This window comes from Gaetbulibacter jejuensis, assembly GCF_039524015.1.
Classification (GTDB): domain Bacteria; phylum Bacteroidota; class Bacteroidia; order Flavobacteriales; family Flavobacteriaceae; genus Gaetbulibacter_B; species Gaetbulibacter_B jejuensis.
Window position 1 is genome coordinate 264,896 of the sequence record NZ_BAAAGF010000005.1, and the last position, 16,307, is coordinate 281,202.

The 16,307-nt window shown below is 31.8% G+C and carries 18 protein-coding genes; 10 read left to right on the forward strand and 8 right to left on the reverse strand.

From position 1 onward, the window contains the following. Positions 1-3: 3 nt before the first annotated feature. The 3 genes from ABD011_RS15160 to rpsU all read left to right on the forward strand — a co-directional run bounded on the left by ABD011_RS15160 (position 4) and on the right by rpsU (position 3,868). Positions 4-708 (forward strand): queuosine precursor transporter, encoded by a 705-nt coding sequence (locus tag ABD011_RS15160; protein WP_134200765.1) that lies wholly within the window; start codon positions 4-6, stop codon positions 706-708. Between the two features lie 216 nt (positions 709-924). Next, positions 925-3,573, forward strand: coding sequence for an AsmA family protein (locus tag ABD011_RS15165; RefSeq protein WP_343799634.1), 2,649 nt, complete (start codon positions 925-927; stop codon positions 3,571-3,573). Between the two features lie 100 nt (positions 3,574-3,673). Beyond that, a complete protein-coding gene (rpsU, locus tag ABD011_RS15170; RefSeq protein ID WP_129761159.1) occupies positions 3,674-3,868 on the forward strand; it encodes a 30S ribosomal protein S21 in 195 nt (64 codons plus the stop codon). An 11-nt stretch (positions 3,869-3,879) separates the two neighbouring features. On the opposite strand, the gene ABD011_RS15175 is transcribed toward rpsU, so the two are convergent. Beyond that, complete coding sequence (locus tag ABD011_RS15175) at positions 3,880-4,671, reverse strand: DUF2797 domain-containing protein (protein WP_129761160.1); 792 nt, start codon at positions 4,669-4,671, stop codon at positions 3,880-3,882. A 42-nt stretch (positions 4,672-4,713) separates the two neighbouring features. Between ABD011_RS15175 and ABD011_RS15180 the strand changes: the two genes are divergently transcribed. Next, positions 4,714-6,234, forward strand: coding sequence for a GH3 auxin-responsive promoter family protein (locus tag ABD011_RS15180; RefSeq protein ID WP_343799636.1), 1,521 nt, complete (start codon positions 4,714-4,716; stop codon positions 6,232-6,234). 289 nt (positions 6,235-6,523) lie between these two features. Here ABD011_RS15180 and clpX read toward each other — a convergent pair whose 3' ends face one another. From clpX to ABD011_RS15205, 5 genes are all read right to left on the reverse strand, one after another. Continuing rightward, the gene (gene clpX / locus ABD011_RS15185) at positions 6,524-7,756 is read right to left on the reverse strand and encodes an ATP-dependent Clp protease ATP-binding subunit ClpX (protein ID WP_129761162.1); all 1,233 of its coding nucleotides are present in this window, start codon (positions 7,754-7,756) and stop codon (positions 6,524-6,526) included. 34 nt (positions 7,757-7,790) lie between these two features. Next, positions 7,791-8,468 (reverse strand): ATP-dependent Clp endopeptidase proteolytic subunit ClpP, encoded by a 678-nt coding sequence (gene clpP / locus ABD011_RS15190; RefSeq protein ID WP_129761163.1) that lies wholly within the window; start codon positions 8,466-8,468, stop codon positions 7,791-7,793. A gap of 87 nt (positions 8,469-8,555) precedes the next feature. Then, a complete protein-coding gene (tig, locus tag ABD011_RS15195; protein WP_262733532.1) occupies positions 8,556-9,878 on the reverse strand; it encodes a trigger factor in 1,323 nt (440 codons plus the stop codon). Between the two features lie 81 nt (positions 9,879-9,959). Further along, positions 9,960-10,313 carry a phage holin family protein gene (locus ABD011_RS15200; protein WP_129761165.1) on the reverse strand — a complete coding sequence of 118 codons (354 nt, stop codon included), beginning with the start codon at positions 10,311-10,313 and terminating at the stop codon, positions 9,960-9,962. Positions 10,314-10,375: 62 nt separating this feature from the next. Beyond that, positions 10,376-10,603, reverse strand: a complete 228-nt coding sequence (locus tag ABD011_RS15205; protein ID WP_343799639.1) for a helix-turn-helix domain-containing protein — start codon at positions 10,601-10,603, stop codon at positions 10,376-10,378. A 103-nt stretch (positions 10,604-10,706) separates the two neighbouring features. Between ABD011_RS15205 and ABD011_RS15210 the strand changes: the two genes are divergently transcribed. Together ABD011_RS15210 and ABD011_RS15785 are read left to right on the forward strand one after the other, a co-directional pair. Further along, positions 10,707-11,147, forward strand: a complete 441-nt coding sequence (locus ABD011_RS15210; RefSeq protein WP_343799641.1) for a hypothetical protein — start codon at positions 10,707-10,709, stop codon at positions 11,145-11,147. Positions 11,148-11,149: 2 nt separating this feature from the next. Next, a complete protein-coding gene (locus tag ABD011_RS15785; protein WP_418744789.1) occupies positions 11,150-11,569 on the forward strand; it encodes an RDD family protein in 420 nt (139 codons plus the stop codon). Positions 11,570-11,612: 43 nt separating this feature from the next. Here ABD011_RS15785 and ABD011_RS15215 read toward each other — a convergent pair whose 3' ends face one another. Then, the gene (locus ABD011_RS15215; RefSeq protein WP_343799643.1) at positions 11,613-12,380 is read right to left on the reverse strand and encodes an alpha/beta fold hydrolase; all 768 of its coding nucleotides are present in this window, start codon (positions 12,378-12,380) and stop codon (positions 11,613-11,615) included. A 58-nt stretch (positions 12,381-12,438) separates the two neighbouring features. Beyond that, positions 12,439-13,152 carry a pyridoxine 5'-phosphate synthase gene (locus ABD011_RS15220; protein ID WP_343799645.1) on the reverse strand — a complete coding sequence of 238 codons (714 nt, stop codon included), beginning with the start codon at positions 13,150-13,152 and terminating at the stop codon, positions 12,439-12,441. Between the two features lie 91 nt (positions 13,153-13,243). Between ABD011_RS15220 and ABD011_RS15225 the strand changes: the two genes are divergently transcribed. The 4 genes from ABD011_RS15225 (at position 13,244) to uppS (ending at position 16,302) form a co-directional block, all read left to right on the forward strand. After that, positions 13,244-13,900 carry a CBS domain-containing protein gene (locus ABD011_RS15225; protein ID WP_129761168.1) on the forward strand — a complete coding sequence of 219 codons (657 nt, stop codon included), beginning with the start codon at positions 13,244-13,246 and terminating at the stop codon, positions 13,898-13,900. 3 nt (positions 13,901-13,903) lie between these two features. Beyond that, positions 13,904-14,782 (forward strand): NAD kinase, encoded by an 879-nt coding sequence (locus ABD011_RS15230; RefSeq protein WP_131508852.1) that lies wholly within the window; start codon positions 13,904-13,906, stop codon positions 14,780-14,782. A gap of 88 nt (positions 14,783-14,870) precedes the next feature. Next, a complete protein-coding gene (porG, locus tag ABD011_RS15235) occupies positions 14,871-15,560 on the forward strand; it encodes a type IX secretion system protein PorG (RefSeq protein ID WP_129761170.1) in 690 nt (229 codons plus the stop codon). 1 nt (position 15,561) lies between these two features. Further along, positions 15,562-16,302: an undecaprenyl pyrophosphate synthase gene (gene uppS / locus ABD011_RS15240; RefSeq protein ID WP_343799665.1), complete on the forward strand. Its 741-nt coding sequence runs from the start codon at positions 15,562-15,564 to the stop codon at positions 16,300-16,302. The last annotated feature ends 5 nt before the right edge of the window (positions 16,303-16,307 follow it).

A 16,307-nucleotide genomic window follows, 5' to 3' on the forward strand; every position in this document is an offset into this window, starting at 1 on the left:
AAAATGACGTTAAAAGACAAACTTGCTTCACAACGAATTTACCTGCTCCTAGCTGCTTTGTTTATAACCTCCTTGGTGGTTTCTAATTTAATTTTTCAGAAGTTTTTTTATTGGTATCCTGTAGATGTTTCGGTTTTTGGAACAAAGCTTTTTGAAATTTCGGTTGGTATTTTACCCTATCCTGTTACGTTTTTAATTACTGACCTTATCAGTGAAATCTATGGGAAAAAGAGAGCTAACCAAGTTGTAGTTACTGGTATTTTTGCTTCGGTATTTTCGTTATTAATAATTTTTGCTGCCAACTCTGTTCCTGCTACTTCTTGGTCTTATGTTGACGATGCATTATTCTCAAAAGTATTCGGGAATTCTGCCATTGCTGTCTGCGCTAGTATGATGGCATATCTATTTGCTCAGTTTATAGATATTCAAATTTATCATTTCTGGAAACGCCTTACTAAAGGCAGACACTTATGGTTGAGAAACAATTTTTCTACTTGGTTTTCTCAATTTGTCGATACCTTTACAGTATTAATGCTTCTTTGTTCATTTGATATTATTCCTTGGGAAAACTTCAAAGGCTTATTGGTTGCTGGCTTTTTGTTTAAAGTACTCGTCGCTTTATTTGACACTCCATTTTTATACCTTGGCGTATACTTGTTTAAAAGAAGGTTTAAGCTTAAAACCAATGAAGAACTTCAACTGCTCTAAAAATGTTAAAGTTTATTTAACCTTTTGACTTATTAAGTTTACGCGTGTCTAACTTAAAGATTGTTAAATTTGCTTTGCATCAACCAATCTGCTATTTTATACGTATATACTTACACAAACCAACTTATGACATGTCCAGTTTTTAAAGATTACAAATTATCAATAATAACATTGAGGCATTGCATATAACCAACAACAAACACTAAAAATCATCTGATGAAAAAAGCATTAAAAATATTAGGTATAGTAATTCTTATAGTATTTCTACTCCTGTTAGCCATTCCATTTGCGTTTCAATCTCAAATAAAGGATATGGTAAAAAACTTTATCAACCAAAACTTAAATGCCCATGTTGAGTTTAGCGATGTTAGCCTGAGTTTGATAAGGAGTTTTCCTCAAGCTCATGTAAATGTTGATGATTTGGTGATTACCAATTTTGAACCGTTTAAAGACGAAACCTTTGCTACTGCAAAGAATATTTCGTTTACAATGTCAGTAAAAGAACTTTTCAAAAAAGCCGATGAAGACCCAATTGTGGTTAATTCTATAACTGTCGATGAAGCTTTATTGACGCTAAAAACCGATAAATTTGGAAACACAAACTACGATTTAGCAAAAAAAGACGACGCAACAAATAACACTGACTCTTCAACTGAAAGCTCTAGTTTTTCGTTTGACATTGAAGATTATAGTATTAACAGTAGTGCATTAACTTATTTAGATGAAGGTGCCAATACCGAAATTTATGTTACTGAACTTAACCATAGCGGAAAAGGAACATTTTCAGCTGAAACTTCTGAATTAGACACTAAAACCGAAGCTAATGTGAGTTTAAGTATGGATAGCACAAAATACTTAAATAATAACCACATTAAGTTAGATGCCTTAATTGGCTTAGACCTCAACAACCAAAAGTACACATTTAAGGACAACAAAGGTTACATTAACCAGCTACCACTTGAGTTTAAAGGGTATGTTCAAATGGTAGACGAAGGTCAAGAAATTGATATTACTTTTGAAAATCCGCAATCGTCATTCAAGGATTTCTTAGCTGTAATCCCTGAAACCTACTCCAAAAACATTGATGATGTAGAAACCTCTGGAGATTTTAAAGTTTCTGGTGTTATTAAAGGTTTGGTTTCAGAAACCACCATACCAACATTAGATATTAGTATTTTATCTAACAACGCATCGTTTAAGTATCCTGATTTACCAAAACGTGTTGAAAACATTACCATTGACACAGCTATAAAAAACACAACAGGAAATGTTGATGATACTTTTGTAGCTATAAACACCTTGAATTTTAAAATAGACCAAGACGTGTTTAAATCTTCGGCAACTATAAAAAACATTACAAAAAACATGTTGGTAAATGCTAATCTTGATGGAACCTTAAACCTGAACAACATCACTAAAGCATACCCAATTGAGTTAGAAAATGAGTTAAGTGGTATTTTAAAAGGAAACCTAAATACTGCTTTTGATATGGAAGCGATTGAAAAAAACCAGTACGAACGCATAAAAAACAACGGTTCGGTAACGGTTTCTGATTTTATATTTTCTTCAGAAGATATTGTAAACCCAATTCATATTTCAAAAGCCGATGTTACTTTTAACCCAGGAACTGTAAGCCTTAACAATTTTAATGCAAAAACTGGAGAAAGCGACCTAAATGCTACAGGAACTATTAAAAACCTTATTGGATTTTTACTAAGCGACAAAAAACTACAAGGAAACTTTAATGTAAATTCTAACTATTTTGCAGTTAGTGATTTTATGGTTGCTAGTTCTGAAACAGAAGACACCAATAAAACTACTCCAGCTTCTGAATCATTAAAAATACCTGACTTTTTAGATTGCACCATAAACGCTAATGCTAAAACTGTTGTTTATGATAACTTAAACCTTAAAGATGTAAAAGGTGCTTTAGTGATAAAAGACCAAGAAGCAAAACTGCAAAACCTAACCTCATCCATTTTTGATGGTATTTTGGCAGTAACTGGAAACGTTTCTACCAAAGCAGATATACCAACTTTTAATCTTAGTTTAGGTGCAGATAGTTTTGACATTTCAAAATCATTTAAAGATTTACACTTGTTGCAAAGCTTAGCTCCAATTGCAAAAGCATTGCAAGGAAAACTTAATACTACTATTAATTTAGCTGGTAGTCTTGACAACGAGTTTTCGCCAAAATTAAGTTCTATTTCAGGTGATGCTTTTGCAGAATTGCTGACCACTAAAATAGACCCAAAGGAAGGCGAATTGTTAAGTAAGCTAGAAGGCGCTCTAAATTTTGTAGACTTCAGTAAACTTAACCTTAATGATATTAAAGCTCAGTTAAAATTTGAAAATGGTAATGTCACTGTTAAACCATTTAAACTATCCTATCAAGATATAGGTATTGAGGTTTCTGGTTCGCATAGTTTTGAAAAAACCATGTCGTATAACGCAGTGTTTAATGTACCTGCAAAATATTTAGGAAGTGATGTAAACAGACTTATTGGAAAAATAAATGACAACGACGTTAACAAAATCACTATTCCTGTTACTGCAAACATTACTGGTTCTTATACGAGTCCGAAAGTTTCTACCGATTTAACAAGTGGTGTTTCTAATCTTACAAAACAACTTATTGAGATTGAAAAGCAAAAATTACTTAACTCTGGAAAAGATAAAGTGAATGACTTACTTGGAAATCTTTTAGGTGGTGATAAAAATACCACTAACGAAACAACAAAAGACTCAACAGCTACTAAAACAGACACTACCACTACAAAAGACCCTGTTAAAGAAGGCGTTAAGAGCCTTTTAAATGGACTAATAAAAAACCGAAAGAAAACCGACAGTACCAAACAGCAGTAGTTTTTTAAGGTGTTTTTTAATTTTTATTGAAAGAAACAAGTATTTTCTTGCGTAACTCAATAAAAAAGTTAAGTTATAGGTTCACATTTAAACACAAAGAATGATAAAAATTGTACTAAAAGAAGGAGAAAGTATAGAGCGTGCTTTAAAACGCTACAAGCGTAAACACAGAAATGTAAAGATTATGCAAAACCTAAGAGATGGTCAATTCTTTACAAAGCCTTCTGTAAAACGCAGACGCGAAATTCAAAAAGCCTCTTACATTCAGCATTTAAGAGATCAAGAAGAATATTAGTAGATACTAGCTTAAACGCTAATACCTACAAATAACCCTTCATTACTTCTTATATTGAAAACGGTTTGGTCTTCAAAAATAAGATACTGTCCTTTTATACCCTTTAAAGTTCCTGTATAGCTTTTAGCTTTTAAAAGATTTAAGCTCTTTGGCTTTTCAGGGTATTTAATTACAGGAAAATCTAAATTGGTTTCAGTATTACTTTCGATAAAATAATCTTTGGCTTCATCAGGAATGTATTGTTTTAATCGCTCACGCCATTCTACTAAGTTTTCATCAACTATTTCGTTTTTTAACATGGTTCGCCAATTGGTTTTATCACTTACATGGTCCTTTAAAGCGACTTCGGTAATACCTGCTAAATAACGATTAGGTACTTCAACGATTTCAATAGCTTCATGAGCGCCTTGATCAATCCATCGTGTTGGCACTTGCGATTTTCTAGTAACTCCAACCTTTACATTACTTGAATTTGCCAAATACACTATATGCGGTTGCAATTGCACTTTTTTCTCATACTCCAAGTCTCTATCTTCTTTATCTAAATGTGCAGTACTTAATTCTGGTCGCATAATCCAATCAGCCGCTTGTGGAATATCAAAAAAGCAGCTTTTACAAAACCCTTGTCTATAAATAGGTTTATCTAAACCACAATTTAAACATTGGTATTTTATAAATTGAATGGTAATAGTTTTATCCAACAACTGGTTCATATTCAAAAAGTCAGATTCAAATACCAAATAATATTGAATAGGATTAGCATATTCGCTTTCCATTTTTGTTAACACACCTTGGTAGGTCATAAAAAAAAGTATTATTTTTAGTTCAATAAATATAATGCAAATATGCCAATTCCTTTAGTAAATTCCATTGCTTCATGGTTTTTAAAAAAGCGATTTCATCAAATTGAACTGTTTTTAAAATACCCTAACGAAGTCCAAAACGAGTTGCTTTTAGAACTTGTTACTATGGCTAAAGACACCGAAATAGGGAAGAAATACGACTTTGAGTCAATTAAAAATTACAGCACTTTTGCTGAAAGAATTCCGGTTTCAACCTACGAGGATTATCATCAAGTTATTGAACGTTCCAGAAATGGTGAGCATAATATTTTTTGGCCTAGTCCTATAAAGTGGTTTGCTAAATCTAGCGGAACTACCAATGCTAAAAGTAAATTTATACCTGTTAGTTACGAATCTTTAGAAGATTGCCACTATGCTGCGAGTAAAGATTTACTTTGCATGTACCTCAACAATAACGAAGAATCTCAACTTTTTACAGGGAAAAGTCTAAGACTTGGAGGTAGTAAAGAACTTTATAAAGAAAACGGAACTGTTTTTGGCGACCTTTCTGCTATATTAATTGACAACATGCCTTTTTGGGCTGAATTTAGCAGTACACCTAGTAGCAAAGTATCTTTAATGAGTGATTGGGAAGTAAAAATGCAAGCCATTGTTGACGAAACCATAAATGAAAATGTAACAAGTCTTGCTGGTGTACCTTCGTGGATGCTTGTGCTACTTAACAACATTTTAGAAACCACAGGAAAAAAGAACATTTTTGAAATTTGGCCAAATCTAGAAGTTTATTTTCATGGAGGCGTGAGTTTTGTACCATATAGAGATCAATATAAAAGCATACTTCCAAATAAAAATTTTAAATACTACGAAATCTACAATGCTTCTGAAGGCTTTTTTGCTATTCAGGACCAAAATAATTCAAGCGAGTTACTATTAATGTTGGACTACGGAATTTTTTATGAGTTCATACCAATGGATACTTACGGAACTTCTCAAGAAAAAATAATTCCGCTAAGCGAAGTTGAAAAAGACAAAAACTACGCAGTTATTATTACTACCAATGCAGGATTATGGCGTTATAAAATTGGCGATACGGTTAAATTTACATCTATAAACCCATACAGAGTTAAGGTTTCTGGAAGAACAAAACATCATATTAATGTCTTTGGTGAAGAATTAATTATTGAAAATGCAGAAGATGCACTTAAAAAAGTATGTAGAAAAACCAAAGCTGAAATTGTTGATTATACAGCTGCTCCTATTTTTATGAAAGGCAAAGAAAAAGGAGCTCATGAGTGGCTAATTGAATTTAAAACGCCTCCTAAAGACATTGATTATTTTAACGAACTCTTTGACAATGCACTTAAAGCATTAAACTCTGACTACGAAGCTAAACGTTACAACAACATGACGCTTAATAAACCGCAAATACATGTAGCGCGTCAAAGTTTATTTTACGATTGGTTAAAACAACATAATAAGTTAGGAGGCCAACACAAAGTTCCTAGACTTTCAAACACTAGAGAATACATTGATGAATTACTTTCTTTGAATGGCACTTCTTAGACGAACGGTAAGTCGATGCGAATAAATCCGATAAACGACAATGTTAAAAACATCATAACGAATTTTTAGAGACCTTTATCCAAAACCTACTAAAAGTAGTTTTTATCTTACATTAATGCTGTTATATTTACACCTCGATAATCAAAAACCCCTTTTTAAAATTTTGATTAACTAATAGCACACAAAGCAAGATCAATTATATCAAAATAGATAAAAAAATTGTATTGCAATTATTAATTACCAAATAATCCGAATAAAAAAACCACTCTTTCGAGTGGCTTTTTATTTTTTAGGAAACTGCTTTTAGTTTCTTTAATGTTGTTTTGGTGAGCTTATCTTCGGCATAACTTTTTGTAACGTTAAGTTTCTTTTCTGTACCACTAGGCAACTCAAACATTGCATCGGTTAAAATTTCTTCACATAACGATCTTAAACCACGAGCTCCTAATTTATACTCAATAGCTTTTTCAACTATATAGTCTAAAGCACCATCAGTAATTGTAAATTCAATTTCATCCATTTCAAACAGTTTTTTATACTGTTTAATAATAGCGTTTTTAGGCTCAGTTAAAATAGCTCTTAATGTTTTAGCGTCTAAAGGATCCATATACGTAAGCACTGGAAGACGACCTATAATTTCAGGGATTAAGCCAAAGTCTTTTAAATCTTTTGGAATAATGTATTGCAATAAATTATCAGAATCTAAAGTTACACCTTCTTGTACTGCCTTATAACCAATAGCAGCTAAGTTGAGACGCTTTGAGATTTTCTTTTCAATACCATCAAAAGCTCCTCCTGCTATAAATAATATGTGTTCTGTATTTACTTCAATAAACTTTTGGTCTGGATGCTTACGACCTCCTTTTGGTGGCACATTAACAACTGTTCCTTCTAATAATTTTAATAAAGCTTGCTGCACTCCTTCTCCTGAGACATCTCTAGTTATTGATGGGTTATCGCTTTTACGAGCAATCTTATCTATTTCATCAATAAACACAATACCTTTTTCAGCTTTCTCAAGATTGTAATCAGCAGCTTGCAATAATCGTGTTAAAATACTTTCAACATCTTCTCCAACATAACCTGCTTCGGTTAACACTGTAGCATCAACAATTGCCAATGGTACATTAAGCATTTTTGCAACTGTTTTAGCCATTAAGGTTTTTCCTGTTCCTGTTTGACCAACCATAACGATATTTGACTTTTGAATTTCAATATCATCGTCACTTGGTGGTTGCAATAAACGCTTGTAATGGTTGTATACTGCAACAGACATTACCTTTTTGGTATATTCTTGTCCAATGATGTATTCATCTAAAAACGACTTGATTTGCTGAGGTTTTTTCAACATCAATTCAGATGATAACTCAGCATTGTTGTTTTGTTTAGATTCTTCTAGTACAATGCCATGAGCTTGCTCAATACACCTATCGCATATATGCGCATCCAATCCTGCTATTAACAGATTGGTTTCTGGCTTTTTCCTACCACAAAATGAACATTCTAATTCTTCCTTTGCCATGTGCTATTAATTTTCTTAAACTATTATGAAATGATTATTTGGTTGAACCTAATACTTCGTCAATCATTCCATACTCTTTAGCCTTATCAGCTTTCATCCAGTAATCACGATCACTATCTTCGTAAATTTTGTCGTAATCTTGACCTGAATGCTTACTAATAATTTTATAAAGTTCTTCTTTTAAGGTTAAAATCTCACGCGCTGTAATTTCAATATCACTTGCTTGACCTTGCGCACCTCCTAATGGTTGGTGAATCATCACTCTTGAGTGTGTTAACCCACTACGCTTACCTTTTTCTCCAGCACACAATAATACTGCTCCCATTGATGCTGCCATACCTGTACATATTGTAGCTACATCTGGTTTAATAAGCTGCATAGTATCATAAATACCTAAACCTGCATATACGCTTCCTCCTGGTGAATTGATATATATTTGAATGTCTTTAGAAGCATCTGTACTTTCTAAGAACAATAATTGCGCTTGAATAATATTTGCTACTTGATCGTTGATAGCTGTACCCATAAAGATGATACGATCCATCATTAAACGAGAAAACACATCAAAAATTGCGATATTCATTTGACGCTCTTCAATAATATTAGGCGTTAAGTTTGTAGGATACATACTACTAATTATCTTATTGTAATATGTGCTGCTAATACCTTGGTCTTTTATTGCGAATTTTTCAAATTCTTTTCCGAAATCCATATATTTTTTCAATAAATTATTTAGTAAAAAAAAAGCGTAAAACCTCACAGTTTTACGCTATAAATATAATCATTTATTCTGTAATGCTTAACTGTAAAATTCTTTTACAAAATCATCGTAAGTTATCTCTTTTACTTTAAGATTTGCTTCTTCTTTGTAAAGGTTTAACAGTTTTTGACTCATTAACTGCTCAGACAAGCGTTTAACCTCATCTTGATTTGATAAAATACGAGCAGCAATATCATCTAGTTCTTTATCTGATGGATCCATTTGACCAAATTGCGCCATTTGCACTTTAATCATTTCTCTTGCATGTGCTTTAAGATCATCAAACGTTACTTGAAGGTTGTGCTTTTCAATAAGTTTACCTTCTATTAATTGGTAACGCATGCTTTTTTCAGACTTTTCATACTCTTCTTTAGCTTGGTCTGCATCCATTTGCTCTTCACCTGCAGTTTGCATCCATTTTTGCAAGAAAGACGCTGGTAAATCAAACTTAGTATTTTCAACTAAATACTCAGTAACATCGTTAAGTAATTTTTGATCACCTTGTTGTGCAAATTGCTTTTCAGAATCTACTTTTATTTTCTCTTTTAATTCAGTTACTGATGTTACTACATCTTTACCAAATAATTTATCAAATAACTCTTGGTCTAAATCAGCCAACTCACGAGTATTAATTTCGTTGATTGTAAATGTTACCTCAATGTCCAATCCGTGAGCATCATCATGAGATACTTTTAAGAAGTGCATTAAATCGTGGTCGTCATTAAACAATCCTTTTGTTTTTAAAGTAATAACATCACCAACTTTAGAACCTACAAATTTCTTTTCGGTTGCTTTACCTTTAAACTTATCTAAAGTAATAGTTGCTGTATTGTTGATTTCTTTCTCTTCGTTTACAAATACACCTGTAATTTCAGAATCTTTAGCAACAGTATCTTGAGATACTAATTTACCATACTGCTTTCTGATATGCTCAACTTGGTCGTCTAACATTTTATCATTAGCAACAATATTGTATTGTGTAATTGCTTTTTTAGATTTTAAGTTTACTTCAAACTCAGGTGCTAAACCTAATTCAAACTCAAAAGAAAAATTATCAGCATCCCAATCCAAATCGTCTTGTGGTTTTGGTAATGGGTTACCTAAAACGTCTAGTTTTTCTTCAGTTAAATACTTGTTTAAAGCATCTTGTAAAAGCTTGTTAACTTCATCTACCAAAACTGCTTTTCCGTATTGCTTCTTCACCATTGTCATTGGCACATGTCCTTTTCTAAATCCAGGAATGTTAGCCGACTTACGGTAATCTGAAAGGATTTTTTCTACCTTATCGCTGTAATCTTCTTTAGCGATATCTACTTTCACAACAGCATTTAATGCATCAATGTTTTCTCTTGTAATATTCATTATAGAATCAAATAAAAATTGGGTTGCAAAAGTACATATTTTTTACAACCCAACAAAGTTTTTAAGATGTTGAAATTCAGACTATTTTTTATCCTCTTTTAAAATAGAATGTAGTATAGATTGAAGTATCGACAAAAGTATACTAAATAGAATGGCTGTCCATATACTATTTACCGCGAAACCATCAATGAGTTTATCTGCTAAAAGCACTATTAACGCGTTAATAATGAGTAAAAACAAGCCTAAGGTCACCACTGTTATTGGTAAAGTTAGAATAACTAAAATTGGCTTTACCAAAAGGTTTAAAACCGCCAAAACAACAGCCACAATAAGTGCTGTTACAAATTGGTTTCCTGTTAAATCTACTCCTGGTAAAAAGTACGCCAAGACAAAAACTGCCACAGCAGTTAATAATAATCTAAATAAGAGATTCATAATTATATGTTTTTACTAAAGTTACGAAACATAATTATTTTAACTTCAAATCTCCTCTGATTTCATTTAAAAAAATTTTGTAAAGGCTCATCCAATGCTTTTGCAATCTTATGAAGTGTTATTATAGTAATGTTTCTTTCTCCTCTCTCAATGTTATTATAACTACTTTTATCAAAATAACACCTATATGCTACCTCATTTTGACGAAGACCCTTTCTTAACCTTATTGCTTTTATATTATCGCCTAAAGTTTTTAGAATTTGTCTTTGTTTTTCCTTATCGTCAATCACACTACAATCTTCACTAAAAAAACAAAAAAAAAGTTATAATATATTTCAACTTTTAATTTTTTTATTATATTTAGCATTGAATAGAAACTTAAATACTTATTTTATGAAAAAAACATTTTATCTATTAGCATTAATGATAACTTTTAATGCTTGTCAAAAGGACGAAGCTTCACTTGAACAAGAAGCTATTTTTGTTAAAGACTTAAATGAATTAATGGACTCAAACAAAGAAAATGAGACATCAAGAGGCTATCCATGGAATGGATGTAAAGATTATGACGTTAAATTTACGACACTTTTTGGCATTGAGGTTGAATTTACTGTAACTCATTGTTGTGTTCAAGGTGTTTGCGCTACAACCGAAGTGTGGAATTTAGCTGATGGTCTTTTTCGCTCAAATGATTTTCCTGATGAATTTAACATAGTTAACTCAGAAAGCTTTATATTTGAAGGGTATTCTGTTAAAATTAAAGAAGGAATATATCAGGTTGACGATGAAGGTAATATTGTAGATATAGTTTATGAAGCTGTTAAATTAGAATAAAAATGAATATTAAAAACATATATATTTCAAGACTTTTTGCATTTATAATTGACATGGCAATAGTTAAGTTTGGTTTTAACTTAATTAATGGTTACATATTTAGTCTGTCTTATGAATTGACCGAAGTTAATATATTGAATAATGTATTTAGCTTTAGTTTTAGTCTATTGGTATTTGTTTTCTTTACTTATTTAATTCTTTTTGATTTTCTCAACAATGGTTTAACTTTTGGGAAAATGATTTTGAGAATAAAGGTGTTAAATGACCAAAATTCAAACTTAGAAATAAAAGAAGCTTTAAAAAGAAGTTTTTACAAATTCCTAACTGTCCTTTTTATACCTATCTCATTTATTTTATTCCTTGCAAAGGATAACTTTTTGTTTCAAGATTATTACACTAAAACAAAAACAGTATTCAAATAAAAAAGTGATTAAACTATAACCCTATGCTAAAAACCATGTAGGGTTATAGTTTTACAAAACTCAAAACGACATCAAAAAAATCATCTGGGTTTTCGGCATGCAACCAATGTCCAGCATTAGCAATTGTTACAATGTTTACATTAGAAAAATGCTGTTTTATGATAGTTTCATCTTGTAAAGCGATGTATTCAGATTTGTCTCCTCTTAAAAAAAGCGTCTCTTTTTCAAACTTTGCATGAAGCGGTAATGCTTCGCCAACTTCTGAAACATTCTCTTTTAACACTTGAAGATTCATGCGTAATGCTAACTGACCTTTTTCTTTCCAATATAAGTTTTTAAGCAAAAACTGACGTGTTCCAAAATCAGACACATAGTTTGCTAGCTGTTTATCGGCTGCTCCTCTACTTTTAATTTCAGAAAAATCTAAACTGCTTAATCCTTCTAAAATAGCATCGTGATGTATTGGGTAAAATCTAGGAGAAATGTCTGCAACTATTAATTTTGAAACCAAATTTGGGTTTTGTGTTGCAAATAGCATTGCTGTTTTTCCTCCCATTGAATGCCCTAACACAATTGCTTCAGAAAGATCATACGCTTCAAAATAATGACGCAAATCTTCTGATAGGGTTTCATAATCGAAATTGTCATCATGAAAACTATGACCATGATTTCGTTGGTCTACAAGGTGAACTTCAAATCCTTCTTCGCTAAATTTTTTACCAAGCGTTTTCCAGTTGTCACTCATTCCTAAAAATCCATGAAGAATAACAAAGGGTTTTCCTTGACCTAATATATTGGAGTGTAATTTCATATTTTCGTTTTTATAATGAGAGGTCTCGCCTACGCTAAAACCGACAAAAAAGTTATAATTACTTAAGTCTTTGCAAATACATTTGCACCACGTTTTCTATTCCTAAGTAAAGACTTTCAGCAATTAATGCATGTCCAATAGACACCTCTAACAGGTTTGGTATGTTATCTTTAAAAAACTTAATGTTTTCTAATGACAAATCGTGTCCTGCATTAATACCTAAATTTAATTCATTTGCTAAAACTGCACATTCGGTATAAGGCTGTATTGCTTGTTCGTTACCTAAACTATATTGATGCGCAAAAGCTTCGGTATATAACTCAATTCTATCAGTACCTGTAGCTTTAGCACCTTCAATTTGCTTTAGCTCAGGATCTACAAAAATTGATGTTCGTATTCCGTTGTTTTTAAATTCTTTGATAACATCTACTAAAAACTCTTTGTGCTTAATAGTGTCCCAACCTGCATTTGAAGTTATAGCATCTTCAGCATCAGGAACCAAAGTAACTTGTGTAGGCTTTACTTCTAAAACGATATCTATAAATTTTTGGATTGGGTTTCCTTCAATATTATACTCAGTATGCACCACTGGTTTTAAATCATAAACATCTTGATAACGAATGTGTCTTTCATCTGGTCTTGGATGAATTGTTACTCCTTGAGAGCCAAAACGCTGTACGTCTTTAGCAAACTGAACCACATTAGGGACATCGCCTCCTCTAGAGTTTCGTAACGTAGCAATCTTATTAATATTTACACTTAACTTTGTCATTGACTTTATTTTTTGGACTAGCAAAAATACAAACTACTTAGTGCTTTTTGTAGTTATTTTTAATTAATTTGCAATAAGAAAATTTGCAAAAATGCCATTACAACAATACATCATAAACGATATTAAACCTTTAAACATTCATGACAAAGTGAGTGATTTTAAGTTATTGTTTAATGAACTAACCTACTCTCATATTCCTGTAGAAAATGATGGTGTTTATTTGGGTTGTGTTTCTGAAACTGATGTACATTGTTTTGACAACAGCAAAGAAATATCAGAATTCAACTATGCTATTGAAGGTTTTTTTGTTAGGTCTTTTACTACTTGGTTAGACGTTTTAGAGGCTTTTGCTCAAAATTCGTGTAATATTATGCCTGTACTTAATGAGCAGAACACCTATTTAGGATATTACGAGCTAAATGACATTATTGGCTTGTTTAACGAAACTCCTTTTTTTGCTGAACCAGGTGGAATTTTAATTATTGAAAAAGGCATAAACGATTATTCATTTAGTGAAATAAGCCAAATTATTGAATCTAATGATGCTAAACTTTTAGGTGCTTTTATTTCTAAAATTGAAAGTGATGTGGCTCAAATTACTCTAAAAATTGGAAACGCTGGCTTAAATGATGTGATGCAAACCTTTAGAAGGTACAGCTACAATATAGTTTCTGGACATGAAGAAGACACTTATATTGAAAACCTTAAAGAGCGTTCAGAATATTTAAAAAAATACCTCAATATATAGTCAATGAAAATAGCTGTTTACGGTCAATATTATCATAACAATACACAATCGAGTATTGAAACCTTGTTTGGCTTTCTGTCTAAAAAAGAAGTTGAGGTATATATTGAAAAAGATTTCTTCAACATTCTAAAAGAAGAAAACGAAAAAGACATAAAAGCGTTTAAGATTTTTAAAACCTTAGATAACAGTTACGATCTTTTAATAAGTATTGGTGGTGACGGAACCATTTTACGTGCTATAACCCATGTAAGAGATCTTTCAATCCCAATAGTAGGTATTAATACAGGTCGCTTAGGTTTTTTGGCTACTATTCAAACAAATGAAATTGAACATGCTATTGACGAAATATTAAATGGCAACTATAAAATTTCTGAAAGAACATTATTAAGCGTTACCACTTTACCAGAAAACAAAGATTTAGTGGAAACTAATTTTGCATTAAATGAAATAGCAGTAAGTAGAAAAAACACAACTTCTATGATTACTGTTGAAACACATTTAGACGATGAGTACTTAACATCTTATTGGGCTGATGGTTTAATAATTTCAACACCTACAGGCTCTACTGGATATTCACTAAGTTGTGGAGGACCAGTAATAACACCTGGAGCAAACAATTTGGTAATAACACCTATTGCGCCTCATAATTTAAACGCAAGACCTTTTGTTATACCTGACACCACTGACATACAATTAAAAATTGACGGAAGAGAAGACCACTATTTAATTTCGTTAGATTCAAGAATTGCAACACTTCACAATTCAACAATTGTTACCATAAAAAAAGCCGACTTTAAAATAAAAATGGTTGAACTGCTTGATGAAAGCTTTATTGATACACTCAGAAAAAAGATGCTTTGGGGAGAAGACAAGCGTAATTAAACAATAAAACCTCATAATTACTGTTTATCTGTAATACAAATTGTTATAGGCTAATCAATTTACTATATTTGCAAACTTTTAAAAATTTATGAGGTATTTAACCATAATTTTATTTAGTATTATTTTCTCGCAAACGGCTCAATCTCAAATCTATGAAATTGGCGTGTTTGGAGGAGGAAGTAATTTTATTGGAGACGTTGGTAAAACTAATTATATCTCACCAAACCAAAGTGCTTTTGGAGCTATTTTAAAATGGAACCGAAGCCCAAGACACTCATGGAGAGTATCAGTAATTTATGCTGGTTTGGAAGGTATCGATGCTAAATCTGACGACCCAAGACGACAAGAACGCGATTATTCCTTTGATAATAATATATTTGAAATTTCAGCAGGAATGGAGTTTACGTTTTTTGATTTTAATTTGCATGAATACGATAATAAAACCACACCATATTTATATACAGGAATTACATCTGGAAGACATAGCAACTTTTATTTTGACAATAATGGAGAAATAGTTGGAGAAGGCACTTACAGTTGGGCTTTTGGTATACCTATGGTTTTGGGCGTAAAAACAACCTTAACAGATCACCTTATTTTAGGTGCAGAAATTGGTGCACGCTATACGTTTTCAGATGAGTTAGATGGAAGTGTTCCTGATTTTGACAACGAACACCCACTATCTTTTGGAAACACCAATAGTAACGACTGGTATGTTTTTACTGGTTTTACGTTAACATATACTTTTGGTAGAAGACCTTGTTACTGCGATTTTTAGTATGAGTTTAAAAGAAAAAATACTTACAGATAAGCTTCCTAAGCACATTGCCATAATTATGGACGGTAATGGTCGTTGGGCAAAACAAAAAGGAATGCTTAGAGTAATTGGTCATGAAAACGGTACTAAATCAGTAAGAGAAGTTGTTGAAGCCAGTGCTGAGTTAGGCATAAACTGCTTAACCCTATATGCTTTTTCTACTGAAAACTGGAACAGACCAAAAGTTGAGGTTCAAACCTTAATGAAGTTATTAGTGAAATCCTTAAAAAAGGAAATCAAAACACTTCAAGACAACAACATAAAGCTAAACGCTATCGGAAATCTTAATGATTTGCCAAAAAAAGCACATAACGAACTGTTAGATGTTATAGAAAAAACCAAAAATAATTCTAGAATGACATTAACTCTAGCCCTTAGCTATGGCGCTAGAGAAGAAATAACGAGTGTTATTAAAGATTTAGCAAATAAAGTTAAAAATAATATAATTTCTTCTGAAAATATTGACGAATCAATTATAAATAAGCATCTTTACACGCAAAATTTACCTGACGTAGATTTATTGATTCGAACCAGCGGTGAGCAAAGAATCAGTAATTTTCTTCTTTGGCAAATTGCTTATGCCGAATTGTATTTTACCGATATACTTTGGCCTGATTTTAAAAAACAAGATTTTTACGAAGCTTTGATTAATTATCAAAATAGAGAACGACGATTTGGAAAAACAAGTGAACAAATTAGCTAAAAAAC

What these genes read in the sequence shown, in the direction of transcription:
- ABD011_RS15230 (WP_131508852.1), top strand. Translation starts at nt 13,904, where the DNA reads ATGAAAATAGCTGTTTACGGTCAATATTATCATAACAATACACAATCG.
- ABD011_RS15160 (WP_134200765.1), top strand. Translation starts at nt 4, where the DNA reads ATGACGTTAAAAGACAAACTTGCTTCACAACGAATTTACCTGCTCCTA.
- ABD011_RS15200 (WP_129761165.1), bottom strand. Translation starts at nt 10,313, where the DNA reads ATGAATCTCTTATTTAGATTATTATTAACTGCTGTGGCAGTTTTTGTC.
- rpsU (WP_129761159.1), top strand. Translation starts at nt 3,674, where the DNA reads ATGATAAAAATTGTACTAAAAGAAGGAGAAAGTATAGAGCGTGCTTTA.
- ABD011_RS15180 (WP_343799636.1), top strand. Translation starts at nt 4,714, where the DNA reads ATGCCAATTCCTTTAGTAAATTCCATTGCTTCATGGTTTTTAAAAAAG.
- uppS (WP_343799665.1), top strand. Translation starts at nt 15,562, where the DNA reads ATGAGTTTAAAAGAAAAAATACTTACAGATAAGCTTCCTAAGCACATT.
- ABD011_RS15165 (WP_343799634.1), top strand. Translation starts at nt 925, where the DNA reads ATGAAAAAAGCATTAAAAATATTAGGTATAGTAATTCTTATAGTATTT.
- ABD011_RS15785 (WP_418744789.1), top strand. Translation starts at nt 11,150, where the DNA reads ATGAATATTAAAAACATATATATTTCAAGACTTTTTGCATTTATAATT.
- ABD011_RS15225 (WP_129761168.1), top strand. Translation starts at nt 13,244, where the DNA reads ATGCCATTACAACAATACATCATAAACGATATTAAACCTTTAAACATT.
- tig (WP_262733532.1), bottom strand. Translation starts at nt 9,878, where the DNA reads ATGAATATTACAAGAGAAAACATTGATGCATTAAATGCTGTTGTGAAA.
- ABD011_RS15220 (WP_343799645.1), bottom strand. Translation starts at nt 13,152, where the DNA reads ATGACAAAGTTAAGTGTAAATATTAATAAGATTGCTACGTTACGAAAC.
- ABD011_RS15175 (WP_129761160.1), bottom strand. Translation starts at nt 4,671, where the DNA reads ATGACCTACCAAGGTGTGTTAACAAAAATGGAAAGCGAATATGCTAAT.
- ABD011_RS15210 (WP_343799641.1), top strand. Translation starts at nt 10,707, where the DNA reads ATGAAAAAAACATTTTATCTATTAGCATTAATGATAACTTTTAATGCT.
- porG (WP_129761170.1), top strand. Translation starts at nt 14,871, where the DNA reads ATGAGGTATTTAACCATAATTTTATTTAGTATTATTTTCTCGCAAACG.
- clpX (WP_129761162.1), bottom strand. Translation starts at nt 7,756, where the DNA reads ATGGCAAAGGAAGAATTAGAATGTTCATTTTGTGGTAGGAAAAAGCCA.
- clpP (WP_129761163.1), bottom strand. Translation starts at nt 8,468, where the DNA reads ATGGATTTCGGAAAAGAATTTGAAAAATTCGCAATAAAAGACCAAGGT.
- ABD011_RS15215 (WP_343799643.1), bottom strand. Translation starts at nt 12,380, where the DNA reads ATGAAATTACACTCCAATATATTAGGTCAAGGAAAACCCTTTGTTATT.